This is a genomic window from Ruminococcus intestinalis (genome assembly GCF_014288065.1).
Taxonomy (GTDB): domain Bacteria; phylum Bacillota; class Clostridia; order Oscillospirales; family Acutalibacteraceae; genus Ruminococcoides; species Ruminococcoides intestinale_A.
Genome location: NZ_JACOPS010000001.1, coordinates 141,806 through 163,209 on the forward strand (window position 1 = coordinate 141,806; position 21,404 = coordinate 163,209).

Genomic DNA, 21,404 nt, shown 5'->3' on the forward strand with positions numbered 1-21,404 from the left:
TGCGAATTTTACTTGCAAAATTTCGTTCTAAAATATATAATAACTATGTCTATGAATTTAATTGTATGATAAAGGATGTGTTCGCAATGTTTAACGGCGAAATCTTAAAGAATGCGATAATTTCTGGTGCAAACAATATAAGCTCACAGAAAAATCAGATTAATGATCTTAATATTTTCCCTGTTCCCGACGGTGATACAGGTACAAATATGTCTATGACTATAATGGCTGCCGCAAAAGCTCTTGCCGATTATGACGGTGACGATGCGGGCGAGGTAGCACAGATTACAGCTTCCGCTATGTTAAGAGGAGCAAGAGGTAACTCGGGTGTTATTACATCTCTTATTTTCCGTGGCTTTGCACAGGGACTTAAGGGTATGAAAGAAGTAAACGGCAAAAGCCTTGCCGCAGCTCTCGGTATCGGTGTTGACGCAGCGTATAAGGCTGTAATGAAACCTACAGAGGGCACAATCCTTACAGTAGCCCGTATGGCTTATGAAGAGGGTGTTGAGGCTTCAAGAATAAACTCCGACAGCCTTTATGTATGGCAGTGCATTTGCAATAAGGCAAACGAGGCACTTGCAATTACTCCGGAACTCTTACCTGTTCTTAAAAAGGCAGGAGTTGTTGACGCAGGCGGTAAGGGTCTTTGTGTAATCTTTGAGGGTATGCTTTCCTACCTTAAGGACGGTGTAATGATTGAGTACACCGAGGCAAAAAAAGAGGCTACTGTTGATAATTTTGAAAGTGCGGCTGCTGAATTTGACGATGATATTCAGTTCACTTACTGCACAGAGTTTATTATAGGCAGAAATATAGAGGACGCTCCCGACCCGGACGAGCTTAGATCTTATCTTCAGACTATCGGCGACTGCGTTGTAGTAGTTAATGACGAAGAGATTATTAAAGTTCATGTTCATACCGAACAGCCGGGTAAGGCTCTTACAAAAGCTCTTTTGTTCGGCCAGCTTTTGACAGTAAAAGTTGAAAATATGAAAGAACAGCATAAAAATGTCAAGGCTGTCGCTAAACCTAAGAAAGAAACTTTTGAGCCGGCAGAACCTGTTGAAGACTTTGGCTTTGTTGCGGTTGCGGCAGGCGAGGGACTTAAAAACCTCTTCAAGGATTTAGGTTGTGCCAATGTTGTTTCGGGCGGTCAGAGTATGAACCCGAGCACAGACGATATTTACGCAGCGGTAATGGCTACACCGGCTAAAAATGTATTGGTGTTCCCGAATAATAAAAATATCATTCTTGCTGCCGAGCAGACTATACCTATGGTTAAGGACAGAAATGTTGTTATTGTTCCTACAAGAACAATTCCGCAGGGTATGACAGCACTTCTTAATTTCGATTCGGAGATTTCCCCTGAAAGCAACGCTCAGCTTATGATGGACGCCGCAACAGGTGTAGGCACAGGTCTTGTTACATTTGCAGCAAGAAACAGTGAGTTTGGCGGTAAGAAGATTAAAGAGGGCGACATAATTGCTCTTGAAAACGGTAAGCTTACCATTACAGAGAAAAATCCTGTAAAGGCAGTTGTAAAGCTTGCCAAGAATATGGTAACCCGTGATACTTCGTTTATCACACTTATTTACGGTAATGACATCAGCGAAGAAGATGCAAAGACAGCATTCAACGAGCTTTCGGATAAGTTTGGTTCACGCACAGATGTTACTCTCGTAAAGGGTGATCAGCCGGTTTATTACTTTATCCTCAGTGTAGAATAATTTTGTAAGCATTGCCTTGCTTGCCCTGTGGCTGAGTATAAAAGTAGAAAGTTATTTGATTGAAAGGGGCGTGCATTCACGCCCTTTTGTTTTTCGGTGGAATTATGGCTTCTCTGTATAAAATTTCAATTGATAAATTAAACGGAATAGGCAAAAAAAGAGCCGAGCTTTTTAATAAGCTGGGCATTTACAGCATAGGAGATTTGCTTAGTTTTTATCCGAAAGGATACGAGGATTGGAGTTCAACCGTTAAAATCGAAAGCCTGCAAGACGGTATGAATGTATGTATTAAAGCGGTGCTCGGAGCACAGATAAAAGACGGAGTCTTGCCCGGAGGACGAATTATATCCAAAGGTATGGTGTATGATGACACGGGTACACTGCAGCTTGTCTTTTTTAATAACCGATACATAAGCGCTATGATTCACGCAGGTGAAGAATATTATTTTTACGGCAGAGTTACAGGCGGAATAGGCGGTTGGCAAATGATTTCTCCGACTTTTTCACCTGTCGGCGAGGGCTCAAAAATTCACCCGATATATAAGCAGACAGCAGGTCTTAATTCAAAGATAATTGCAAATGCGGTAAAGCAGGCTCTGTCGTATTTGCCTGAAAAGGTAAACGACCCGTTGCCCGAAAGCGTACGAAGCACATTTGCTCTGTGTGATTTGAAATATGCAATACATAATATACATTTCCCCAATAATTCAGAGTCGCTTGCGTCGGCAAGAAAAAGGCTTGTCACAGAGGAACTCCTTGTGCTTAATCTCGGTATGCGTTCACTCAAAGAACACAGTCGAGGTGAAAGCGGAGTTGATATTACTAAAAGTTATTTTGATGAATTTAAAGAACTTTTACCTTTTACAATGACGAATGCACAAAGTCGGGTTGTAGGCGAATGTATATCTGACCTGACAAAAGGTACAAAACCGATGAACAGACTTGTTCAGGGTGATGTAGGTTCCGGAAAAACGGCTGTTGCAGCCGCCGTTTGTCATACTGTAATACGCAACGGATTTCAGGCGGCTTTTATGGCTCCCACCGATATTCTTGCAAGACAGCATTATAAAACCTTTACCGAACTTTTTAAAGGTACCGATATAAAAACAGCTTTGCTTACGGGTTCAATGAAAGAGTCCGAGAAAAAAGCTGTAAGAGCGGAACTTGAAAACGGCGACATCTCTTTTGTAGTCGGCACTCATGCACTGATAACCGAAAAAACCAATTTTTACAATCTCGGAATAGCTGTAACTGATGAACAGCACCGTTTCGGAGTATCGCAGAGGGCAAAACTTTTATCAAAAGGCAGTAATCCGCATTTGCTTGTTATGAGCGCAACCCCTATTCCGAGAACTCTCGGACTTGTTATTTTCGGCGATCTTGACATTTCGATAATAGACGAACTTCCGCCGTCAAGAAAACCTGTTAAAACCTATGCAATAAGCACGCTTAAGCGTAAAAACTGCTATGGATTTATAAAAAATGAAATAGCACAGGGCAGGCAGGCGTACATAGTTTGCCCGCTTGTCGAAGAGGGTGAACTTGAAAATGTAGCCTCGGCGGAGGAATATGCGGCGGAGCTTATGCTGAATGATTTTTCTGATATTTCAGTCGGAATTGTTCACGGACATATGAAACCTGCCGAAAAGGACGAGGTTATGAAAAAATTTGCGGATAACGAAATTTCTTTGCTTGTTGCAACGACTGTAATTGAGGTAGGCGTAGATGTTCCGAACGCTACCGTTATGACAATAGAAAATGCGGAGAGATTCGGCCTTTCTCAACTTCACCAGCTAAGGGGAAGAGTAGGTCGAGGTAAGTATGATTCTTATTGCTTTTTAATAAGCAATAACAGAAATCCCGAAACTATGCAAAGACTGAAAGTTATGTGCAGTACAAATGACGGCTTTAAAATTGCCGACGAAGATTTAAAATTGAGAGGTCCAGGCGACTTTTTCGGAGAGCGACAGCACGGTCTGCCGCAAATGGCGATTGCCGATTTTGCAGATACCAAAAGTTTGGAGCTTTCGCAAAAAATGGCTGATTTTATTATATTTAATTATAAAAATCTTTATCATGATGATTTAAGATTGTTGAGGGCAGAGGTTGACCGACTTTTCTCTTCAAACGGTCATAATTGTCTGAATTAATATATTATTAGGAGTAATCAAGTTTATGAAAAGGAAATTTATCAGGGTATTGTCGGTGCTTTGCACGCTTGTTGTGCTTGCCTGTGTATTTGCACCAACAGCAGGAGCTGCTTCGTTTACAAACAGCGTTGCAACAAAATCGGAGTCAATCTTACTTGTAAATACGGATACAGGTCAGACTGTTTATGAAAAAGAGGCTGATACCAAGCGCTATCCGGCATCTACCACAAAGATTATGACTTACATAGTTGTTATTGAAAATGTGGACGATATTGAAAATACAAGGGTAACTATCAAAAAAGATGTTCTTGACAAGCTAAAGGGTACGGGAAGTTCTGTTGCCAACCTTGAGGCTCACATCGGAAAAACAATGTCTGTTAAAGATTTACTTTACAGTATGATGGTTCCGTCCGGCAACGACGCCGCAATGACTCTTGCCGATTATGTAGGCGGCGGAAGTATTGACAAATTTGTTGATATGATGAACGATAAGGCAAAAGAGCTTGGCTTAAAGAATACACACTTTAAAAACCCCGACGGCTTGCACGATGAAGACCACTACACAACAGCAAGAGATATGTATACTATGGCTTCATATGCATTAAAACTCCCTTATTTTGAAGAAATTACAAATACAACCGAGTATTATTGTGAGGGCGATGACGAACCGCTTACCACAACAAACTACCTTATCGACCAGTGGCGTGGCGGAGATTATTACTATATGTACGCAAAGGGTATAAAGACAGGTACTACAGACCAGGCGGGCAGATGTCTTGTTACATCCGCATCGGCAGACGGATATTCGTACTTGCTTGTACTTTTAAAAGCTCCTTATAAAGAGGGTGTTGAGGAAGAGTATTATACCTTTACAGATGCCGCCGACCTTTTTCGCTGGGCGCTTACAAGTCTTGAACTTAATACGGTAGCATCAACAAAAACTCCTATTTGTGAGCAAAAAGTTAAACTTTCGTGGGGTAAAGATTCTGTTCTCCTCGTTCCCGAAAAGAACTTCAGTGCTATTGTTCCATCGGACTATGAGGAAAAATGGATTACCATAGAAACCAATGTTCCGGACGAAGTTGACGCACCGCTTGATACAAATACGGTTGTAGGCACAGCTACTATTTATTACCAGGACGATAAAATGACTGAAAAACAGGAACTTGCTACAGTTAATCTTGTGCCGAGTGAAAAGGTAGAACTCAGCGGATTCCTTTATGTAATGAATGTAATCGGCACAATTATGAAATCTTATTGGTTCTTGGTAGCAGTCGGAGTTATTGTAATAATTCTTGTAATTTACTATATTACCTCTAAAATCAACCGCAAAAAAGCCAAAGCAGCCAAAAAGGTAAAGCATTACCGCAATCTTTAATTTTTAAACTAAGCCACCGCAAAGCTAAGCGGTGGCTTTTGTAATGCCTATAAATAAGATTTAAGCTCTCCTATGTTTTCTTCTTCGGTATCCAGCATCTTTTTGGCGAGCATCGTTATATGCGGGTCACTGCCGTCGTATTCACGCATATGTCTTGCCATTTTGTTTACGCCCATTGTGTTGCCTTTAATCATCATTTCCGCAATGTGCGAGGCTGATGAATCACGCTTTAAATCACGGTTTGCGGCATAGTTTGTCATCGCCTTTGTCATCGGACTGACATGGTGTACATCCGCACCTCGCCTTTTAAGCATTGTATTTGCACAATGGTATAACTTGCTGTATTTTATAAGCTGTTCGCAAAGTACACCGTCAACTTTGTTGTCCTTTAATTGCTTGCGAACAGCAGAAATACCGTTGCAGCCCATCTCGGCATTTTGCAGGACATAATTGAGCATTTCGTTATCGTTAATCACAAAAATCACCTCTGAAAATATTATTATTCAACATTTGGAAAATATACATCTTGCAAGAGGCTTTGATTTGTGGTTTAATATAAATGGTGATATTAATGGTTAATTCAGAATTAAAAACTTTTACACTTCCATTTCCGAACGAAAGAGGAGAGCGTAAAATTTGGGTATATATTCCAAGTCATAGCGAAGATGAAAAATTACCTGTAATTTATATGACTGACGGACAAAATCTGTTTGACGAAGAAAGTACGGAATACGGAAGTTGGAATGTTATTTCTGCTGTTGAAAATGAGCAGAATAACACAGGACTTTCAGCCGTTATAGTCGGAATTGACAACGGCAATATATATCGTGACAGTGAGCTTACTCCGAAATGCATAGGTGAAATTCAGCACAGAGATTATTTTAATGATATTTTCTCTCCCGAGGGCGAGGTGTTTGACAGCTTTCTTACGGATACTGTTATCCCTTATATCGAAAATAATTTTCCTGTAAAGAAAAATAAAGAAAGCGTTTCGGTATGCGGAAGTTCATCGGGTGGTTTGCAGGCTTTCTTTGAGGGAATGGAGCACAGCGACAAGTTTGGATTTGTAGGAGCATTGTCGCCTGCATTTGCAGTTTATACGGAAGACGATTGGAGAGCATATTTGCTTTCAAAAGTGAACGGTAATATGCCGTATATTTATATGTATTGCGGAAATGCAGATCCACTTGAAGAAATCTTGATGCAGAGCACGGAGATGATGTACGACCTTTTACCGGAGGTCGGTTATCCGTACGATATGTTCAACGAAGTTTTGCTTTTTGAAAATGCACATAACGAAAAAGCATGGAGAGAAATTTTCCCTGATTTTCTGCACACATTTCTTGATAAAGCAAGGTAAAAAAGCTGTGAAAATATTGAAAATTTATATCGGTAAGTTTAAATAAGCGATAAAAGCAACAAAAAACGCTCTGCCTTTAAGACAGAGCGTAAATGCCGATATGTAACTATTAAAGAATAACCTCGCCGTCAACAGTACCGCTAAGACCTGCTGCGTTTGATTCATCGGTATCAATGTGCATTGCAGGAGCATAGCTTGGGCTTACTCTTACAACAACATCACCGAATGTTGTTGCTCTGCCTGTGTTTTCGCCAACCTTAACAGAAACAATCTGCTTATCGGTTACGCCAAATTCAGCGGCAGCTTCCGGAGTAAGGTGAATATGTCTTTTAGCAGCGATTACACCGCACTCAATTTCACACTCACCGACAGGACCTACAAGTTTGCAGCCCGGTGTACCTGCAATATCGCCTGATTCACGAACAGGAGCAACAATACCGAGCTTTCTTGCGTCTGTAAGTGCAACCTCAACCTGAGTAGCACTTCTCTCAGGGCCGAGAATTGACATCATCATTTCACCCTTAGGGCCAACAACCTTAACCTTTTCCGCACAGGCAAACTGACCGGGCTGAGAAAGATCTTTCTTTTTAGTGAGAGTTGCGTCTGCACCGAAAAGTGTTGCGAAAACTTCCTTTGTCACATGGATGTGACGAGCAGAGGTTTCTACCATAATTTTCATATTTTTTACCACCAATCATAAATAAATACAGCCAATGGCTTTGAATATATTTTACTACTAAATTATTTAAATTTCAACACATTTACGCTAATGTATTTAATTTTCGGACATATTTTAGTTTGGATATTTTAATTTCTAAAAATAAGGAATGATAAGAAAATGTATAGAACATGGGAAGAATTATACAGCGAGTGCAAAGCGTGCCAAAAGTGTGAACTTTGCAAAACACGCACAAATGTAGTTGTGGGCGTGGGAAATCCGAATGCCGATATTATGTTTATAGGCGAGGGCCCGGGAGAGAACGAGGACTTACAAGGTGAACCTTTTGTGGGCAGAGCAGGCAAACTGCTTGACAAGATGCTTGCTGCGGTTGACCTCGACAGAAACGAGAATATTTACATTGCAAATATTGTAAAATGCAGACCGCCGCAAAATCGTGATCCTAAACCCGAGGAACAGGAAATGTGCATTGGTTGGCTACGCTCACAGGTAAAACTGATTAACCCTAAAATAATAGTTTGTCTTGGAAGAATTGCAGCGGCAAAACTTATTAAGCCTGACATAAAGATTACCAAAGAACACGGAATGTGGTTTAAAAAAGGTAATTTTGAAATGATGGCTATGCTGCATCCTGCCGCTGTTTTAAGAGATCCACGCAAAAAGCCCGAGGCTTTTGACGATTTTTTAAAATTGCGTGACAGACTTGAAGAATTAAATAAAGGAGAAGTTTAAAATGAATGAAACAGTAAACCTGATGATTACAAGAAGAAGCGTAAGAAAATTTAAATCGGATATGATTCCAAAAGAAATTATAGATGAAATCATTACAGCCGGTACATATGCGGCATCAGGCAGAAACAGTCAGTCACCTATCATTATTGCCGTTACAAATAAAGAATTAAGAGATAAAATTTCAAAAATTAATGCGGAGATTATGGGTAAACCCGACGGTTTTGACCCGTTCTACAATGCGCCCGTAATGCTCATAGTTCTTGCGGATAAAAGTGTACCTACTTATCTTTATGACGGTTCGCTTGTAATGGGCAATCTTATGCTTGCCGCTCACGGACTCGGTATAGGCAGTTGTTGGATTCACCGTGCCAAAGAATTTTTTGAAAGGGAAGAGGGCAAAGATTTGCTCAAATCGCTTGGCATAGAGGGCGATTATGAGGGTATCGGCAACTGTGCGCTCGGTTATGTTGACGGTAATTATCCCACAGAGCATCCACGCAAAGAAAACAGAGTTTTTTATGTAGATTAAGAGGTAAGTTCTATGATTATTCTTGCATCGGCATCTCCACGCAGACAGGAGCTTTTAAAGCTGATTGCCGAAAATTTTATTGTGATACCGTCCGATATAGACGAAGGTGTGCCAAATAATATTGAAACCGAAAAAAGTCCCGAATACCTTGCTGTGAAAAAGGCAAAGCATATATATGAAAACGGACATAGAAATGATGTTGTAATCGGTTGTGATACAGGAGTTTTTATTGACGGTAAAATGCTTGGCAAGCCTAAAAACAAAGAGGATGCAAAGCAAATGCTGACTGAACTTTCGGGCAGAAAGCACAAGGTAATTACAGGCTGTTGTATTTGCGGCAACAGTAAAGTAAACAGCTTTTCACAAGTTACGGAGGTTGAGTTTTACGAACTTACCGAAGAAGAAATCGAAAGCTATATTGCCACAGGAGAGCCGATGGACAAGGCAGGCTCATACGGAATACAGGGCAAAGGCTCATTGCTTGTGAAAGGCATTGTCGGCGATTATTTTAATGTGGTAGGTTTGCCTGTTGCAAGGCTCAATAAAGAATTAAACGGATAGGATAAAATGAATATTGAATTTAAAAGAGTAACAAAAAAACTTCCTGAATATAAGCAAATCAAACAGTTGTATTTTTCGGCTTTTCCGTCTGAAGAAAGAGCACCGTTTTATTTGATGATAAAACGAACCAAAAGAGAAGATGTCGATTTTCTTGCAATTTATTGTGAGAAAAAATGGGTCGGAATGATTTATATAATTAATTATCTTGACCTTTCGTATGTTTTCTACTTTGCTCTTGATGACAGTCAAAGAGGGCAAGGAATAGGCTCTGCCGTGCTCCGAGAGATTCATAAACTTTACAGTGGCAGAAGATTTTTTCTTGCACTTGAACAGCTTGACAAAAATGCGGAAAATTACGCTCAACGCCTTAGCAGAAGCAGATTTTATCTGAAAAACGGACTTAAAAAGCTAAGTATTTCTATCAAAGAGGGAAATGTGCTTTATGACGCTATGGGATTCGGCGGAGAAGTAAAGCCTGAAGAATACAGAGAAATGATGAAAAATTATACAGGCTTTTTCTTCTCAAAGCTGTATAAGATAGAAATGTATGAAAACTGATATAAATTACGGTTTAGCGGAGTGTCGGTAGGGGATTGAAATTTAGCTAACGCTGAATTATCCTCCCAAAAACAAAAAAGTTTACTCAATTTTTTCAAAAATTGCGGGTTTGGGCAGCGCCCATAAAAATCTTCCGATATAACAATTTATCAGGCGCAAACAGCGTAGCTGTTTGCGTGCTTGCACATAGTTTGAAAAACAGGCGACAGCCTTTTATAAAAGAAATAATTAACTTTTCATTATATAACGAATGGCTTTTCTTGTTGCTGTCGCATTTATAGGTTAAGCCGTTGAACTCAAGCCGCCAAACAGCAAGCTGTTTGGCTATCGTTAGTTTGTATAAACGGAAAATATTTGTGGGCTTTGCCCACACCCACGACCTTTGAAAAGGTCGGCCAAACTTTTATAATTGCTTGATAAAGCAATCAGCTAAACCATAAATTACTCCAACTTTTGATAAAGATTTCTTACAAAAAGCAAAAAAGCTATCACAAATTAATGTGATAGCTTTTTCAGCGTTAATATTCAGTTGTTGGCAAGTGCTCTTTCGAGCCAGATGTCAGCAATATCCATTGCAACAAAAAGTCCGTGCTTTTCGCTTGATTTTACAAGCTTCTTTCTTGGTGAAAGGTCAGGGTCAGTGGCAAGTAACTGAACAGTAACTTTATCCGCAACCTGAAGTCCTTTTACCTCGTTTTTGCTTTTTACCTGAAGTCTGATAACATATGGTTCAGACATATTGCCGTAATAAATCTCATCGCCACACCTTACGAGCGGTCTGCCCTTATAGGTGGAAAATTCCTGAGCTGTTTTTTTAGCTTCTGCCACGAAGCATCAGTCCTTTCTAAACATTAAGGTAAGATTTTACGAGTGCTTCAAGTAAGTCGTCACGGTCAATTTTACTGATAATGTTGCGTGCGTTGTTGTAAGTTGTTATATATGTGGGATCCTCACTAAGAATATAGCCTACTATTTGGTTTATTGGGTTATAGCCCTTTTGTCTGAGAGCATCATAAACGATGGTAAGACTTCTTTTAATAGCATCGTCCCGTTCCTCACCAAGTGAGAAAATCATAGTCTTATCCAACATACCGAAACACCTCCTGTAAATTATTCTTTTTATATTATATACTAAATCAGTTAATTTTTCAAGCCCATTTTCGTGAATTTTATGTGAATTGTTTAAATTTGCTATTTTATTGGTTTTTATAAATCAAAAAGCCTCCCAATTCAGGAAGGCTGTAGATTGTGCCACAAATATGTAGCACCTAATCAGACATTAAGTCCGAAAGAAATAGAAATTGCGTCATTTATTTCGCTCATATAGTTTTGGTCAACCGAGCCCATTTTTTCTTTGAGTCGTTTTTTATCTATGGTGCGGACTTGTTCAAGCAAAACAACGCTGTCTTTGGCAAGTCCCGAAGAATCTGCATTGAGCGGAATGTGTGTGGGCAGATTTGCCTTTGACTGCTGACTTGTGATGGCCGCCGCTATAACGGTAGGACTGAATCGGTTTCCCACATCGTTTTGAACTATAAGTACGGGTCTTATTCCGCCTTGTTCAGAGCCTATCACCGGACTTAAATCTGCATAAAAAATATCCCCTCGTTTGATATTCAAGACTTTCACGCTCCAAATAATTAGATTACTGATATTTTTCCCTTTCCAAAAGTTTTTATACAGCTACTATATAATATTTTTGGGCGTAAAAATTGTGAAGGCTTTTAGTTTTCATTTTATTAACCAAGCTCGTATTGATTGCTGAAATCAATACGAAAATTTTTAGAATTTATTTGCGCAGATAATATATATCCGTTTTTATCTACGGAATATGTGCATTTGCCCTTTGAAGTTTCCAGTATATATGTATCGGATTCATTATTTTTTTGATAAAGAATTTCTCTCCCGTCACAAATCTCTGTTGCAACACAATGTATAAGTTGCAAAAGATTGTCATTTGGCAAATATGCCTCGTCTGCAGTACTTGTTAAGTCATCTATTTCAATGGATATTTCACCTCCGTCGTTGCCGATTTTTAACCCGTCAACAGTTTGCGGTTTGTTAAAAACAAGTTCGGTTTGACCGTCATTTGCCGTTATACTTCCTCCTGCCGAAAAATCTCCTTTGCTTGCCGTAAAATCGGCATTAAAATTTGTAATTATACTTTTTTTAACTTCATTACTTTGGCAAGCAGAAAAAATTATTGCCATTAAGAAGAATAATACAAAAAGCCTTAGTTTTTTCATATTACGCCACACTCCTGTCTTTGCTTAATTATATGTAAAAAGCAAGGCAAAAATTATTTATACAAAAAATAAATGGCAACATAAATAACTTTAATTATCTATGCTGCCAATCTTCAATTTGTTTTTGAATTGTCAATTAAAACAATCCATTTACCGTTTCTTTTTCCGCTTTCACGCTTTATAAAGCCTTTTTCCTGTAAAAGTACGGTTTTCCTTTTTATAGAGCGTTCTGATTTTCCTACCTTAACGGCTAAATCCTTTTGAGTGATTTGCGGATTTTCTTTTAACGCTTTTATGATTACTAAATCTTCAAGAGATAATTCCAAAGTGCCATTTTCTTTTTCAAAAGTGTCATTTTGGCACTTTGAAATTTCATATGTGGCACTTTGAATTTACATTAGTTTCAAATAAGCTGTTGGAATCATATCTATCATATCGGTTGGCAGCATTGATATTTTACCGAGTTTTTCTGCGGCAAGGTCGCCGATTGTGCCGTGAAGAAATACTCCTGCCGCTGCTGCATTGATAGGGGATGCACCTTGAGCAAGCAGTGAGCCGATTATTCCTGACAAGACATCACCGCTGCCTCCGGTTGCCATTCCCGAATTGCCTGTGTGATTAATATAAACTTCACCGTCAGGTGATGCTATTATTGTTCCCGCACCTTTTAAAACAGTTACTACACCGAATTTTTTTGCAAAATCAATCGCAGTATTTTCTCTGTTTGAATTAACCGTCTTTGGAGTTGAATGTAAAAGTCTTGCCATTTCGCCGGGATGAGGTGTAATAATGGCAGGCGCTTTTAAATTTTTAAGAATTTCCGGTTTATTGCAAATGCAGTTCAATGCGTCGGCATCAATCACAAGCGGCTTTTCGCAATTTGTAATTACAGATTGTACTAAATTTTTTGTGTCATCACAAACCGAAAGTCCGCAGCCGATTAATACGGCAGAAGATTTTTCGCACATTTCAAGCAAAAAATCGGTGTTTTTACTTGAAATTACACCGTTTGAAGTTTCTTCAAGCGGATAATATACGCTTTCAAGAATATTTGTTGCACAGACAGGATAAATGCTTTTCGGTACGGCAATTTTTAATAAACCGATTCCGCATCTTAAGGCTGCCTTACCTGCCATAATTGCAGCGCCTGCCATTCCGTAACTGCCGCAAATGCACAGTAAACTGCCGAGAGTACCTTTATTGGAGTCATCGGGACGGTTAAAAACAGCCTTATTAAAAAGCAATCTATCTGTTTCTTTCATAATTTAGCCTCTTTTGTAAAAAATCTTGAGTACAATGTCTTTCTTAAGATGACCTTTCATTGCATTGAGAATTTTCTCGTTAGGCGCAAATACAAGCAAAGTTTTGCCGTATGCCGCAGAATTAAAAACAGCATAATAGTTGTTTTCGTCATTAATATCGGCACAAGCCTCAATGCGCTTAGCAAATCGCATTGTATCAATTACTTTTTCATCTTTGTCAAGAATTTCAATGTCGCTTATCTGCAGTTTGCACATTGTTTTTCTTTTTCTTAGAGCAATAATCTTTGAAACCTCAATAATTCCGCCTGAAACCGAATATTCATATTCTACACGCTGAATACTGAAAACATACCAAACTATGTATATTCCTATAAGGAAAATAAAAAACGCCACATAGATAAGGTAAGCAAGTTGGAGCGGATATGCAAGCGCAATGCAAAGGGCGGGAATTGTTATAAGCAATGCTACCGATAAAATTTTAATGATAAGCTGTTTTGGCTTTTTAACTCTTTTTACAAGCTGTTCGTTAAATATTTCCAATTTTTTTACTCCTTTTTTAAGTAGATTAATAGTATAATAACATAATAAGCGTTTTTTTTCAATAAAACTATTGCAAAATCAAAAAGAAAATGATATTATACTAATGATAACACGCTGACGAAGAGAGTAGCGTTTTTTATGCCGAAAAGAGAGCAATGTCAAGGCTGAAAGCATTGTGCGGCGGAAATTGCGTGAAGTTCACTTCCGAGTGGTGAGGCTGAAATAACAGTAGGTTTCAACGGCTGACTCCGTTACAGGTCGGGAAGTGTTTGCTTCTTTAAGCAAAAATCAGGGTGGTACCACGGATATTATTCGTCCCTGCGTAAGTGATTACGCAGGGATTTTTATTTTTACGGAGGTATGTATGAACGAGAAAATCATAAGCCTTATGGGCGAAATCAACGCCAAGGTTTCAGAAATTTCCGATCTTGTCGAGCTTGACAAGATCAGAGTTGCTTATCTTGGTAAAAAGGGCAGTATTACTGCACTTTTAAAGGGTATGAAAGATCTTTCTCCGGATGAGAAAAAGGCTTTTGGCTCTGAAGTAAACCAGCTTAAGGCTATGGCGAGCGAAAAGATTGAGCAGAAAATCGAAGAACTTAAGAAGAAAGAGGTAGAAAGAGAAATTGCCTCTATGCGTCCTTTTGATATTACCGCTCCGTCAAATATTGTAAAAGGCTCATATCATCCAATCACACTTGTACAAAGACAGTGTGAGGCTATTTTTAAATCAATGGGCTTTACTGTAGAAGATTATTCTGAAATTGTAACCGATTACGAATGTTTTGAGTCACTTAACATTCCTAAGCATCACCCTGCAAGAGATATGCAGGATACTTATTATCTTGATAACGGTCAGCTTTTGAAGTCACAGACTTCTGCCGCACAGAACGCCATTCTTAAAAAATACGGTAAAAACCTTATTGAAAACGGTGTGCCGATTAAGGCAATTTTCCCGGGCAGATGTTTCAGAAATGAGGCAACCGACGCTTGTCACGAAAACACATTCTTCCAGATGGAGGGTGTAATGGTTGACAAAAATATTTCAATTTCAAACCTTATCTTCTTTATGAAAACTATGCTTTCGGAAGTTTTCCAAAAAGATATTAATGTACGATTAAGACCCGGATTTTTCCCATTCGTTGAACCGGGATTTGAGCTTGATATCAGTTGTCTTATCTGCGGCGGCGAGGGTTGTCCTTCATGTAAGCACAGCGGTTGGCTTGAGCTTTGCCCATGCGGTATGATTCATCCGAATGTACTTCGTGAGGGCGGTATTGACCCGGACGAATACACAGGCTTTGCATTTGGTCTTGGTCTTACAAGACTTGCAATGATGAAGTACGGCATTAAAGACATCAGAGATTTGAACAGTGGCAGCTTAAAGGCATTGTCACAGTTTACAGATGATAAGTAAGGGGGAGAATAGTAATGTTTTTATCAATGAACTGGATTTCAGACTTTGTTGATTTATCGGGACTTGACAAGGTTGAGCTTATACATCAGTTTTCTCTCTCTACAGCCGAGGTGGAAAACGAAATTTTCTTCAAGGGTTCAGAATTAAGCGGTGTTGTTGTAGCTGAAATTAAATCAATTGAAAATCACCCTGATTCTAAGAAACTGCACTTACTCAAGGTTGACGCAGGTGAAAGCGAACTTGTTGATGTAGTTTGCGGTGCACCGAATGTAAGAGTAGGTATGAAAACCGCTTTTGCAAAGGTTGGCGCTAAACTCGGTGAAATTACCATCGCACCTCGTCCGCTCGCAGGTTATACTTCATACGGTATGTGCTGCAGTGAAGCGGAAATCGGAATCAGTGACGATAATTCGGGTATTATGGACATCACAGATGATGTTGCAAACGGTACAGATATTAAAGAAGTTTACCAGATTGACGATATAGTTTTTGAAGTTGACAATAAGTCACTTACAAACCGTCCTGACCTTTGGGGACATTACGGTATTGCAAGAGAGTTTGCCGCACTTTCGGGCAGAGCATTAAAGCCGCTTGAGGTTGAAGATCTTACTCCGTACAATGAGCTTGCAAAGGTTGATATGAAGATTGAAGATCCGCTTTGTCAGCGTTACAGCTGTTTGCAGGTTGAGAACATCAAGAGAAATGTAAGCCCTGTAAATATGAGAATCAGACTTTATTACTGCGGCCTTCGTGGTATTAATTTCCTCGCTGACCTTACAAACTATCTTATGCTCGAAATGGGTCAGCCAATGCACGCTTTTGACTCAAGAAAAGTAGAGAAAATTCGTATTAAGCGTTTTGACAAGCCTTTTGTATTCCGTACACTTGACGGTGTGGACAGAAACATTGACGAAAATACACTTATGATTTGTAACGATAATACTCCTGTTGCAATCGCAGGTATTATGGGAGGTCTTGATTCGGAAATTGTTGACGATACAACAACTCTTACTCTTGAGTCTGCTACATTTAATGCAGTATCGGTTCGTAAGTCAACAGTAAGACTTGCTCACAGAACAGACGCATCTATTCGCTACGAAAAGTGTCTTGACCCTGAAATGACAACTGTTGCAATCGCAAGATTTGTTAAACTTTTAAAGACATATGACAGCGATATTAAGGTGGTTTCAAGCCTTACAGACGAGTATGCTTTCCACTATGAAAAGATTACTCTTGAATTTGACAAGGCATTTGTTGACCGCTATACAGGTATTGAAATCAGCAACGAAAGAATCGTAAAAACTCTTGAAAGCCTCGGATTCGGTGTGCAGCTTGCAGGTGATGATTTCACAGTAACCGTTCCGTCATGGAGAGCTACAAAGGATGTTACAATCAAGGCTGACATCATTGAGGAAATCACAAGAATTTACGGTTATGATAACTTTGCCGTCCATACAACCCGTTCACCTCTTTATCCTGTAAGAACAGGCGAGTTAAAGAGTAATGAAGATAAAATCAAGGATATTCTTGTTCAGAGATATAATCTTCATGAAGTCCATTCATATGTATGGGCATATAACGACGAGCTTAAAGCACTTGGCATTGAAGTTGAAAACAATGTTAAGCTTGCAAACGCTACTAACCCTAACATTGAAACAATCAGAAATTCAATTATTCCTACACAGCTTTGTCAGGTTAAGTCAAATACTTCGTATTCAAATGATTTCGGTATTTTTGAAATTGGCAGAGTTGTAAAAGGCCTTGACGAAAACAACCTTTGCATTGAGCAGAAAAAACTTGCAATCACACTTTTCAGCAAAGTTAAGGATATTAAAACACTTTACTTTGAGCTTAGAGATATGCTTGTTGTACTTTCAGAGGACATTAAGCACAAATCGCTTGGCTTTAAGAAAGCAGAGCCGACACACAGCTATGAACACCCTGTGAACCTCTACACAATTATGATTGACAATGAGGAAATCGGTACAATCGGTATTGTTCACCCGACTGTGGGCAAAAAGCTTGACAAGAAAGCAAGCGTGGTATTTGCTGAGGTTGATATGAATGCATTTACCGATGCACAGACCGCTCCGATAGTTTACGATGAGCCGTCAAAATTCCCGCCGATTGATTACGATATTAGTGTGGTTGTTCCTGAAAAACTTTTCTTTGAGGATCTAAGCAAGTGCTGGATCGGAAAGGGCGAGGGTATCTTAAAGGGTACAAAAATTGTTGATACCTACGATACAGACACAGTACACAGTATCACAATCAGATTTGAATTTTCATCAGCCGAGAGAACTCTCTCATCAGCAGAGGTTCAGACTGTAATGGACGAAATCATTGCAGAACTTGCAAAAATCGGTGCAAATTTAAGATAATAAATTAAAACAACCGACCGTAATTAAATTTTACGGTCGGTTTTGCTGTGTTGTTATATTGACAGTAAAAGAAATAATTTTAAAATAAAATATATGAAAAATTTACATATTATAAAAAGAAAACTACCGCAAACAATACTATTGCGGAAGGAAATCAAGAGGTTGAACCTGACGCTTAAAATATAAAATTAACTAAAAAATAATTAACAAAGGAGAAAACCAATATGTCAAGCAATAACAATCAGCTTAATGTACCACAGGCAAAGGAAGCAATGGAACGCTTTAAGATGGAATGTGCTAACGAAGTAGGCGTAAACCTCAAGCAGGGTTATAACGGCGATTTAACCTCAAGAGAAGCCGGTTCGGTAGGCGGACAGATGGTTAAAAAGATGATTGAATCATACGAAAACAGTATGAAATAATTTGATTTAATAAATAAATCATAAAAATATATCGGGGCATATGGCAACAGCTGTATGCTCCGATGTTTATTATGCAATATTATTCTTAAAATATCAGTTGATTTTCAAATTATGCTCTTTTATGTACTCCAAAAGTGCTCTGCAACCATTGTCAATGTCGGTGTAAGTAACATCAAAATTGCCTGTGTACCATGGATCTGCCACATCTCGTGAATAATTGGTAAACTCAAGCAGGCGGTGAATTTTCTTTTCATTGTCAAAACCGACTATCCGCTGTAAATTGCGCAAATTCATAGAATCCATAGCAATTATGTAATCATAATTTTTGTAATCGTCTTTGGTAATCTGCACAGCATGGTGTGAGGTGAACGGAATGTTCATTTCTGTTAATTTTGCCTTTGTTCCACGATGAATACCGTTGCCGATTTCCTCCGTACTTGTCGCAGATGAATTAATTAAAAATTTATCGGCAAGCTTGTTATCCGCAACAATTTTTTTCATTACAAATTCCGCCATAGGTGATCGGCAAATATTCCCATGGCACACAAACATTATCCTTATCATAACAAAATTCCTCCCGATTTGCCTTAATATGCCGTGATTTGCAAGGGTGAATTGAGTATAACAGGAATGAGTATCACTTTTAAAATTTTCTCAAAACACGCAAATCAAGGCAAAATGTGGCATATTGAATTTTTCAAAAGTAGTCAAACAGTAGTCAGTTAAGGGGGTGCAGACTACTTTCAAAATCAACCGTATAACGATAGCTTTTAAGCAAGGGGGTGCAAAATGGATTTTTGCTTGTTATAATTCACCAATTCAAGCTATCGTTAATGGGTTTAAAAGATGATTTTATTATAGCATAAAAACCTTTTAGTCACAACTTTGGAACTTGAATTTTAGACTTTTTTTATTGAATAATATTGTTTTTTATTTTCTCCATTGCAATATCTCCTCTAATGAACGCGGTTCATACTTCATCCACGGTTTCATGCATCCAACATTAATAGCCTTAACCTCTGTTTTATAAACATGTCTGCAATCATTATAAATCATTTCATACAGACACTTCTGATAATATTTATCCTCAGCACTATTGTGCGTATGTCCGTATAGAAGAATAGATCCTTTCCCCATCTTTTTCCAACTGAAAATAGGGTAATGGCATAATACAAGATTGTAGTTTTTATCTTTCACAGAATCATGGATTTCCTTATAATCACACATGTCTGCAAATAGCTGATGATATCTATAATCTGATACATCATCATGGTTTCCTTTAATAAGTATTTTCTGCCCTTTTAATGTGGATATGTACGAAATAAGATTTTCATTTTTCCCTCGACAACTTATATCTCCAAGAATGAATACTTTGTCTCCATTATTTACCTTGCAATTCCATTTTTTTTTGATTATTTCATGCATCTCTTCCAGATTTTTAAACGGTCGTTCATCAAATCTAATTGAAGTTTCTTGAAATAAGTGTAAATCGCTAATATAATAATTCATTTTCGTTTCTAAGTTCCTTTATTTTTCTAGGGTGTCATTTAAAATCACTATGTTTTTATTTAAAAGCTATACGGTTATGAATTTGCTGAAACACATATACCATTATTATTTTCGCCTTCAACATAGAATTCTTCTTCGGTGTCCAAACAAACAGCTGCTAATCGACCGTTTTTTAAGTTGCATCCACAATCAATCGCAATATGATTATTTTTTCTGTAAACATATCCAGGTCTTGGATTCCCTTTAATTTTCTGCGTTGGAGTGTGTCCTGTTACAAGATTCACATCGTCATAATACTGAACATCATATTTTGCTCTGCTCCAAACAAGTTCCTCTATTTCATAATCTTCTAAAGTTTTTTCCAGACTAAAATTGCCAAGACCACCGTGAACCAACAGATAATTTTTACCGTTTACGGTCAATTTTTTATATAATTGCAAATCGTTTAAGAAATCTATAACCTCATATTTCATATCAAGATCCAGAGCACGAAATTCATCGAGTGTTGTCTTGCTTCCGTTGCATTGCCATATCACCAAATTGTTTAGCATTTTTTCATTTAACTGATCTATTGACATCTCAGTAATTTCTTTCATAAGAAAAGGCAAGCACTGTAAAGCCATATATTCATGGTTACCTGCCAGGCATATAGTATTTGGCATTTCCATGATTTTCATAAGTGCCTTAATGGGATGAGGTCCTCTGTCAAGTATATCCCCTAAAATATAAAGCGTATCAGTATCCTTTAATTTGATCTTATCAAGCAAGTCCAAGAACATATTATATTGCCCGTGAATGTCTGAAATAACATATGTAGCCATAAAATTACCTCCAAAATATTAATTTCACTCGCATAGTTTAAAATTCATACTCATACATCTCAATTTCTTTCAACTGTAGTTGCTCAGTTTGTTTTTAGCAATCTATTTACACATTCTATTATAAAATTTCTAATCTTCTTTGCATATAAATCAACATAGTGATATTTTTGTTTCAAAAATTATAAACATATGCCTATGGACTAATATTGTCAGCATTTTAAATTATATTGCCTTGTTTTTCTGTAATTCTTTTTTTAGAAAATCAACAATCTTATTCGAGCGATATTTAATCACATTTGTGGCTTTTAGCAGATAATCCCTCAGAATGTTTAAATATTCCTGATCTTGATAATAGCTTTCGCCTTTACGATCTTGACTCTCTGCTGTTATTAACAATCTCCTTTTTAAAGGCGTACAAAAAAGCAATTTGGGCTGTCCATTTTCAAAATAATCCTCCAAGAAAAATCGTTTTTCCCATTTATTGATCTCTAAAAAAGCTGGGTCATATTCTTGATTACGGTTTAATTGCATCTCAAATTTTGTAAAATGATTATCATCAGCTTTTATTTTATCTTGATATTTCTTGATGGCTAACAAGAACCAATCAAAGTAATCTCTCATTCCCTCGCAATCGTTGCTGTTATAGTAACATGCTCTTGCACCGTTTATTCCGTATTTTATTGTACTTCGGTTAGGGATTATAATGAAATTTCCTACCCAATGGTAAGTTTTCTCAAATTCCTTTATTTTTGACCACAGTTCAAGATCTTTGTCTGCGCCAAACAGTTTTGCTCGGTATGCGAAATCATTTTCTATGCTTTTTTTACCTATCAAGGAGCCGAACGAATTCATTGTATCCCCGCGAAAAGCATAAGTTCCTTCCATGTTCCAAGGTCCCATATTTTCAAAGCTCAAGTCATAAATATCACCCCACAAAATGATATAGATTGCCTTCATTATTAGTGTCATATCAGGATCAATATCTCCAATAAACTTTGAGAGTTCATCAAGACAATACGTCCTCAGACCTTCGACATCTCCAGCTAAAATTTCCTCCACAAAATTGCTTAAAAGCTCCAATGCGTTTGTGTAATCTTTCGTTTGTTCATACTGTTCTCTTTTCATTATT

The 21,404-nt window shown here is 38.1% G+C and carries 24 protein-coding genes and 1 other annotated feature; of the genes, 11 read left to right on the forward strand and 13 right to left on the reverse strand.

From position 1 onward, the window contains the following. The first annotated feature begins 86 nt into the window (after positions 1-86). The 3 genes from H8R91_RS00680 to H8R91_RS00690 all read left to right on the forward strand — a co-directional run bounded on the left by H8R91_RS00680 (position 87) and on the right by H8R91_RS00690 (position 5,258). Positions 87-1,730, forward strand: coding sequence for a DAK2 domain-containing protein (locus tag H8R91_RS00680; protein ID WP_186934481.1), 1,644 nt, complete (start codon positions 87-89; stop codon positions 1,728-1,730). 104 nt (positions 1,731-1,834) lie between these two features. Continuing rightward, complete coding sequence (gene recG, locus H8R91_RS00685) at positions 1,835-3,880, forward strand: ATP-dependent DNA helicase RecG (protein WP_186934482.1); 2,046 nt, start codon at positions 1,835-1,837, stop codon at positions 3,878-3,880. Between the two features lie 25 nt (positions 3,881-3,905). Beyond that, positions 3,906-5,258, forward strand: a complete 1,353-nt coding sequence (locus tag H8R91_RS00690; protein ID WP_186934483.1) for a D-alanyl-D-alanine carboxypeptidase family protein — start codon at positions 3,906-3,908, stop codon at positions 5,256-5,258. A gap of 47 nt (positions 5,259-5,305) precedes the next feature. Here the strand turns inward: H8R91_RS00690 and H8R91_RS00695 are convergent, their stop codons facing one another. Continuing rightward, positions 5,306-5,734, reverse strand: coding sequence for a hypothetical protein (locus tag H8R91_RS00695; RefSeq protein ID WP_022233985.1), 429 nt, complete (start codon positions 5,732-5,734; stop codon positions 5,306-5,308). A 95-nt stretch (positions 5,735-5,829) separates the two neighbouring features. Here H8R91_RS00695 and H8R91_RS00700 point away from each other — a divergent pair, with 95 nt between their 5' ends. Continuing rightward, complete coding sequence (locus H8R91_RS00700) at positions 5,830-6,618, forward strand: alpha/beta hydrolase (protein ID WP_186934484.1); 789 nt, start codon at positions 5,830-5,832, stop codon at positions 6,616-6,618. 109 nt (positions 6,619-6,727) lie between these two features. On the opposite strand, the gene H8R91_RS00705 is transcribed toward H8R91_RS00700, so the two are convergent. Further along, on the reverse strand, positions 6,728-7,297 hold the full coding sequence (locus tag H8R91_RS00705; protein WP_186934485.1) for a PduL/EutD family phosphate acyltransferase: 570 nt from the start codon (positions 7,295-7,297) through the stop codon (positions 6,728-6,730). A gap of 159 nt (positions 7,298-7,456) precedes the next feature. On the opposite strand from H8R91_RS00705, the gene H8R91_RS00710 reads away from it, so the two are divergent. The 4 genes from H8R91_RS00710 to H8R91_RS00725 are packed head-to-tail and all read left to right on the forward strand — an operon-like array spanning position 7,457 to position 9,677. After that, complete coding sequence (locus H8R91_RS00710) at positions 7,457-8,029, forward strand: uracil-DNA glycosylase (RefSeq protein WP_186934486.1); 573 nt, start codon at positions 7,457-7,459, stop codon at positions 8,027-8,029. 1 nt (position 8,030) lies between these two features. Beyond that, entirely contained in the window at positions 8,031-8,558 is a 528-nt protein-coding gene (locus tag H8R91_RS00715; RefSeq protein WP_186934487.1) for a nitroreductase, read from the forward strand. A gap of 12 nt (positions 8,559-8,570) precedes the next feature. Beyond that, on the forward strand, positions 8,571-9,119 hold the full coding sequence (locus H8R91_RS00720; RefSeq protein ID WP_186934488.1) for a Maf family protein: 549 nt from the start codon (positions 8,571-8,573) through the stop codon (positions 9,117-9,119). A gap of 6 nt (positions 9,120-9,125) precedes the next feature. Next, complete coding sequence (locus tag H8R91_RS00725; RefSeq protein ID WP_186934489.1) at positions 9,126-9,677, forward strand: GNAT family N-acetyltransferase; 552 nt, start codon at positions 9,126-9,128, stop codon at positions 9,675-9,677. 525 nt (positions 9,678-10,202) lie between these two features. Here the strand turns inward: H8R91_RS00725 and H8R91_RS00730 are convergent. The 7 genes from H8R91_RS00730 to H8R91_RS00760 all read right to left on the reverse strand — a co-directional run bounded on the left by H8R91_RS00730 (position 10,203) and on the right by H8R91_RS00760 (position 13,725). Then, a complete protein-coding gene (locus H8R91_RS00730) occupies positions 10,203-10,505 on the reverse strand; it encodes a hypothetical protein (protein WP_186934490.1) in 303 nt (100 codons plus the stop codon). A 16-nt stretch (positions 10,506-10,521) separates the two neighbouring features. Further along, positions 10,522-10,767, reverse strand: coding sequence for an IreB family regulatory phosphoprotein (locus H8R91_RS00735; protein ID WP_022233976.1), 246 nt, complete (start codon positions 10,765-10,767; stop codon positions 10,522-10,524). Positions 10,768-10,949: 182 nt separating this feature from the next. Beyond that, positions 10,950-11,297: a type II toxin-antitoxin system PemK/MazF family toxin gene (locus H8R91_RS00740; protein WP_022233975.1), complete on the reverse strand. Its 348-nt coding sequence runs from the start codon at positions 11,295-11,297 to the stop codon at positions 10,950-10,952. Between the two features lie 119 nt (positions 11,298-11,416). Then, positions 11,417-11,923 carry a hypothetical protein gene (locus H8R91_RS00745; protein ID WP_022233974.1) on the reverse strand — a complete coding sequence of 169 codons (507 nt, stop codon included), beginning with the start codon at positions 11,921-11,923 and terminating at the stop codon, positions 11,417-11,419. Between the two features lie 113 nt (positions 11,924-12,036). Further along, positions 12,037-12,249: an Lrp/AsnC family transcriptional regulator gene (locus H8R91_RS00750; RefSeq protein WP_207722713.1), complete on the reverse strand. Its 213-nt coding sequence runs from the start codon at positions 12,247-12,249 to the stop codon at positions 12,037-12,039. 66 nt (positions 12,250-12,315) lie between these two features. Beyond that, a complete protein-coding gene (locus H8R91_RS00755; protein ID WP_186934491.1) occupies positions 12,316-13,185 on the reverse strand; it encodes an NAD(P)H-hydrate dehydratase in 870 nt (289 codons plus the stop codon). 3 nt (positions 13,186-13,188) lie between these two features. Continuing rightward, positions 13,189-13,725, reverse strand: coding sequence for a DUF6106 family protein (locus H8R91_RS00760; protein ID WP_186934492.1), 537 nt, complete (start codon positions 13,723-13,725; stop codon positions 13,189-13,191). A 105-nt stretch (positions 13,726-13,830) separates the two neighbouring features. Then, positions 13,831-14,048 (forward strand) — a binding site (T-box leader). A gap of 41 nt (positions 14,049-14,089) precedes the next feature. Here H8R91_RS00760 and pheS point away from each other — a divergent pair. From pheS to H8R91_RS00775, 3 genes are all read left to right on the forward strand, one after another. Next, positions 14,090-15,142 carry a phenylalanine--tRNA ligase subunit alpha gene (gene pheS / locus H8R91_RS00765; RefSeq protein WP_022233971.1) on the forward strand — a complete coding sequence of 351 codons (1,053 nt, stop codon included), beginning with the start codon at positions 14,090-14,092 and terminating at the stop codon, positions 15,140-15,142. Positions 15,143-15,156: 14 nt separating this feature from the next. Beyond that, a complete protein-coding gene (pheT, locus tag H8R91_RS00770; protein ID WP_186934493.1) occupies positions 15,157-17,523 on the forward strand; it encodes a phenylalanine--tRNA ligase subunit beta in 2,367 nt (788 codons plus the stop codon). 224 nt (positions 17,524-17,747) lie between these two features. Next, complete coding sequence (locus H8R91_RS00775) at positions 17,748-17,945, forward strand: alpha/beta-type small acid-soluble spore protein (protein WP_022233969.1); 198 nt, start codon at positions 17,748-17,750, stop codon at positions 17,943-17,945. Positions 17,946-18,038: 93 nt separating this feature from the next. Here the strand turns inward: H8R91_RS00775 and H8R91_RS00780 are convergent, their stop codons facing one another. The 4 genes from H8R91_RS00780 to H8R91_RS00795 all read right to left on the reverse strand — a co-directional run bounded on the left by H8R91_RS00780 (position 18,039) and on the right by H8R91_RS00795 (position 21,400). Further along, the gene (locus tag H8R91_RS00780; protein ID WP_186934494.1) at positions 18,039-18,509 is read right to left on the reverse strand and encodes a low molecular weight protein-tyrosine-phosphatase; all 471 of its coding nucleotides are present in this window, start codon (positions 18,507-18,509) and stop codon (positions 18,039-18,041) included. A 366-nt stretch (positions 18,510-18,875) separates the two neighbouring features. Beyond that, entirely contained in the window at positions 18,876-19,454 is a 579-nt protein-coding gene (locus H8R91_RS00785) for a metallophosphoesterase (RefSeq protein ID WP_186934495.1), read from the reverse strand. Between the two features lie 74 nt (positions 19,455-19,528). Then, positions 19,529-20,275: a metallophosphoesterase gene (locus tag H8R91_RS00790; RefSeq protein WP_186934496.1), complete on the reverse strand. Its 747-nt coding sequence runs from the start codon at positions 20,273-20,275 to the stop codon at positions 19,529-19,531. A 222-nt stretch (positions 20,276-20,497) separates the two neighbouring features. Further along, entirely contained in the window at positions 20,498-21,400 is a 903-nt protein-coding gene (locus tag H8R91_RS00795) for a hypothetical protein (RefSeq protein WP_186934497.1), read from the reverse strand. Positions 21,401-21,404 lie beyond the last annotated feature (4 nt).

Excerpts from the sequence above, each read along its gene's own strand:
- H8R91_RS00680 (WP_186934481.1), top strand. The coding sequence starts at position 87 with ATGTTTAACGGCGAAATCTTAAAGAATGCGATAATTTCTGGTGCAAAC.
- recG (WP_186934482.1), top strand. The coding sequence starts at position 1,835 with ATGGCTTCTCTGTATAAAATTTCAATTGATAAATTAAACGGAATAGGC.
- H8R91_RS00690 (WP_186934483.1), top strand. The coding sequence starts at position 3,906 with ATGAAAAGGAAATTTATCAGGGTATTGTCGGTGCTTTGCACGCTTGTT.
- H8R91_RS00700 (WP_186934484.1), top strand. The coding sequence starts at position 5,830 with ATGGTTAATTCAGAATTAAAAACTTTTACACTTCCATTTCCGAACGAA.
- H8R91_RS00705 (WP_186934485.1), bottom strand. The coding sequence starts at position 7,297 with ATGAAAATTATGGTAGAAACCTCTGCTCGTCACATCCATGTGACAAAG.
- H8R91_RS00710 (WP_186934486.1), top strand. The coding sequence starts at position 7,457 with ATGTATAGAACATGGGAAGAATTATACAGCGAGTGCAAAGCGTGCCAA.
- H8R91_RS00715 (WP_186934487.1), top strand. The coding sequence starts at position 8,031 with ATGAATGAAACAGTAAACCTGATGATTACAAGAAGAAGCGTAAGAAAA.
- H8R91_RS00720 (WP_186934488.1), top strand. The coding sequence starts at position 8,571 with ATGATTATTCTTGCATCGGCATCTCCACGCAGACAGGAGCTTTTAAAG.
- H8R91_RS00725 (WP_186934489.1), top strand. The coding sequence starts at position 9,126 with ATGAATATTGAATTTAAAAGAGTAACAAAAAAACTTCCTGAATATAAG.
- H8R91_RS00735 (WP_022233976.1), bottom strand. The coding sequence starts at position 10,767 with ATGTTGGATAAGACTATGATTTTCTCACTTGGTGAGGAACGGGACGAT.
- H8R91_RS00745 (WP_022233974.1), bottom strand. The coding sequence starts at position 11,923 with ATGAAAAAACTAAGGCTTTTTGTATTATTCTTCTTAATGGCAATAATT.
- H8R91_RS00755 (WP_186934491.1), bottom strand. The coding sequence starts at position 13,185 with ATGAAAGAAACAGATAGATTGCTTTTTAATAAGGCTGTTTTTAACCGT.
- pheS (WP_022233971.1), top strand. The coding sequence starts at position 14,090 with ATGAACGAGAAAATCATAAGCCTTATGGGCGAAATCAACGCCAAGGTT.
- pheT (WP_186934493.1), top strand. The coding sequence starts at position 15,157 with ATGTTTTTATCAATGAACTGGATTTCAGACTTTGTTGATTTATCGGGA.
- H8R91_RS00775 (WP_022233969.1), top strand. The coding sequence starts at position 17,748 with ATGTCAAGCAATAACAATCAGCTTAATGTACCACAGGCAAAGGAAGCA.
- H8R91_RS00780 (WP_186934494.1), bottom strand. The coding sequence starts at position 18,509 with ATGATAAGGATAATGTTTGTGTGCCATGGGAATATTTGCCGATCACCT.
- H8R91_RS00785 (WP_186934495.1), bottom strand. The coding sequence starts at position 19,454 with ATGAATTATTATATTAGCGATTTACACTTATTTCAAGAAACTTCAATT.
- H8R91_RS00790 (WP_186934496.1), bottom strand. The coding sequence starts at position 20,275 with ATGGCTACATATGTTATTTCAGACATTCACGGGCAATATAATATGTTC.
- H8R91_RS00795 (WP_186934497.1), bottom strand. The coding sequence starts at position 21,400 with ATGAAAAGAGAACAGTATGAACAAACGAAAGATTACACAAACGCATTG.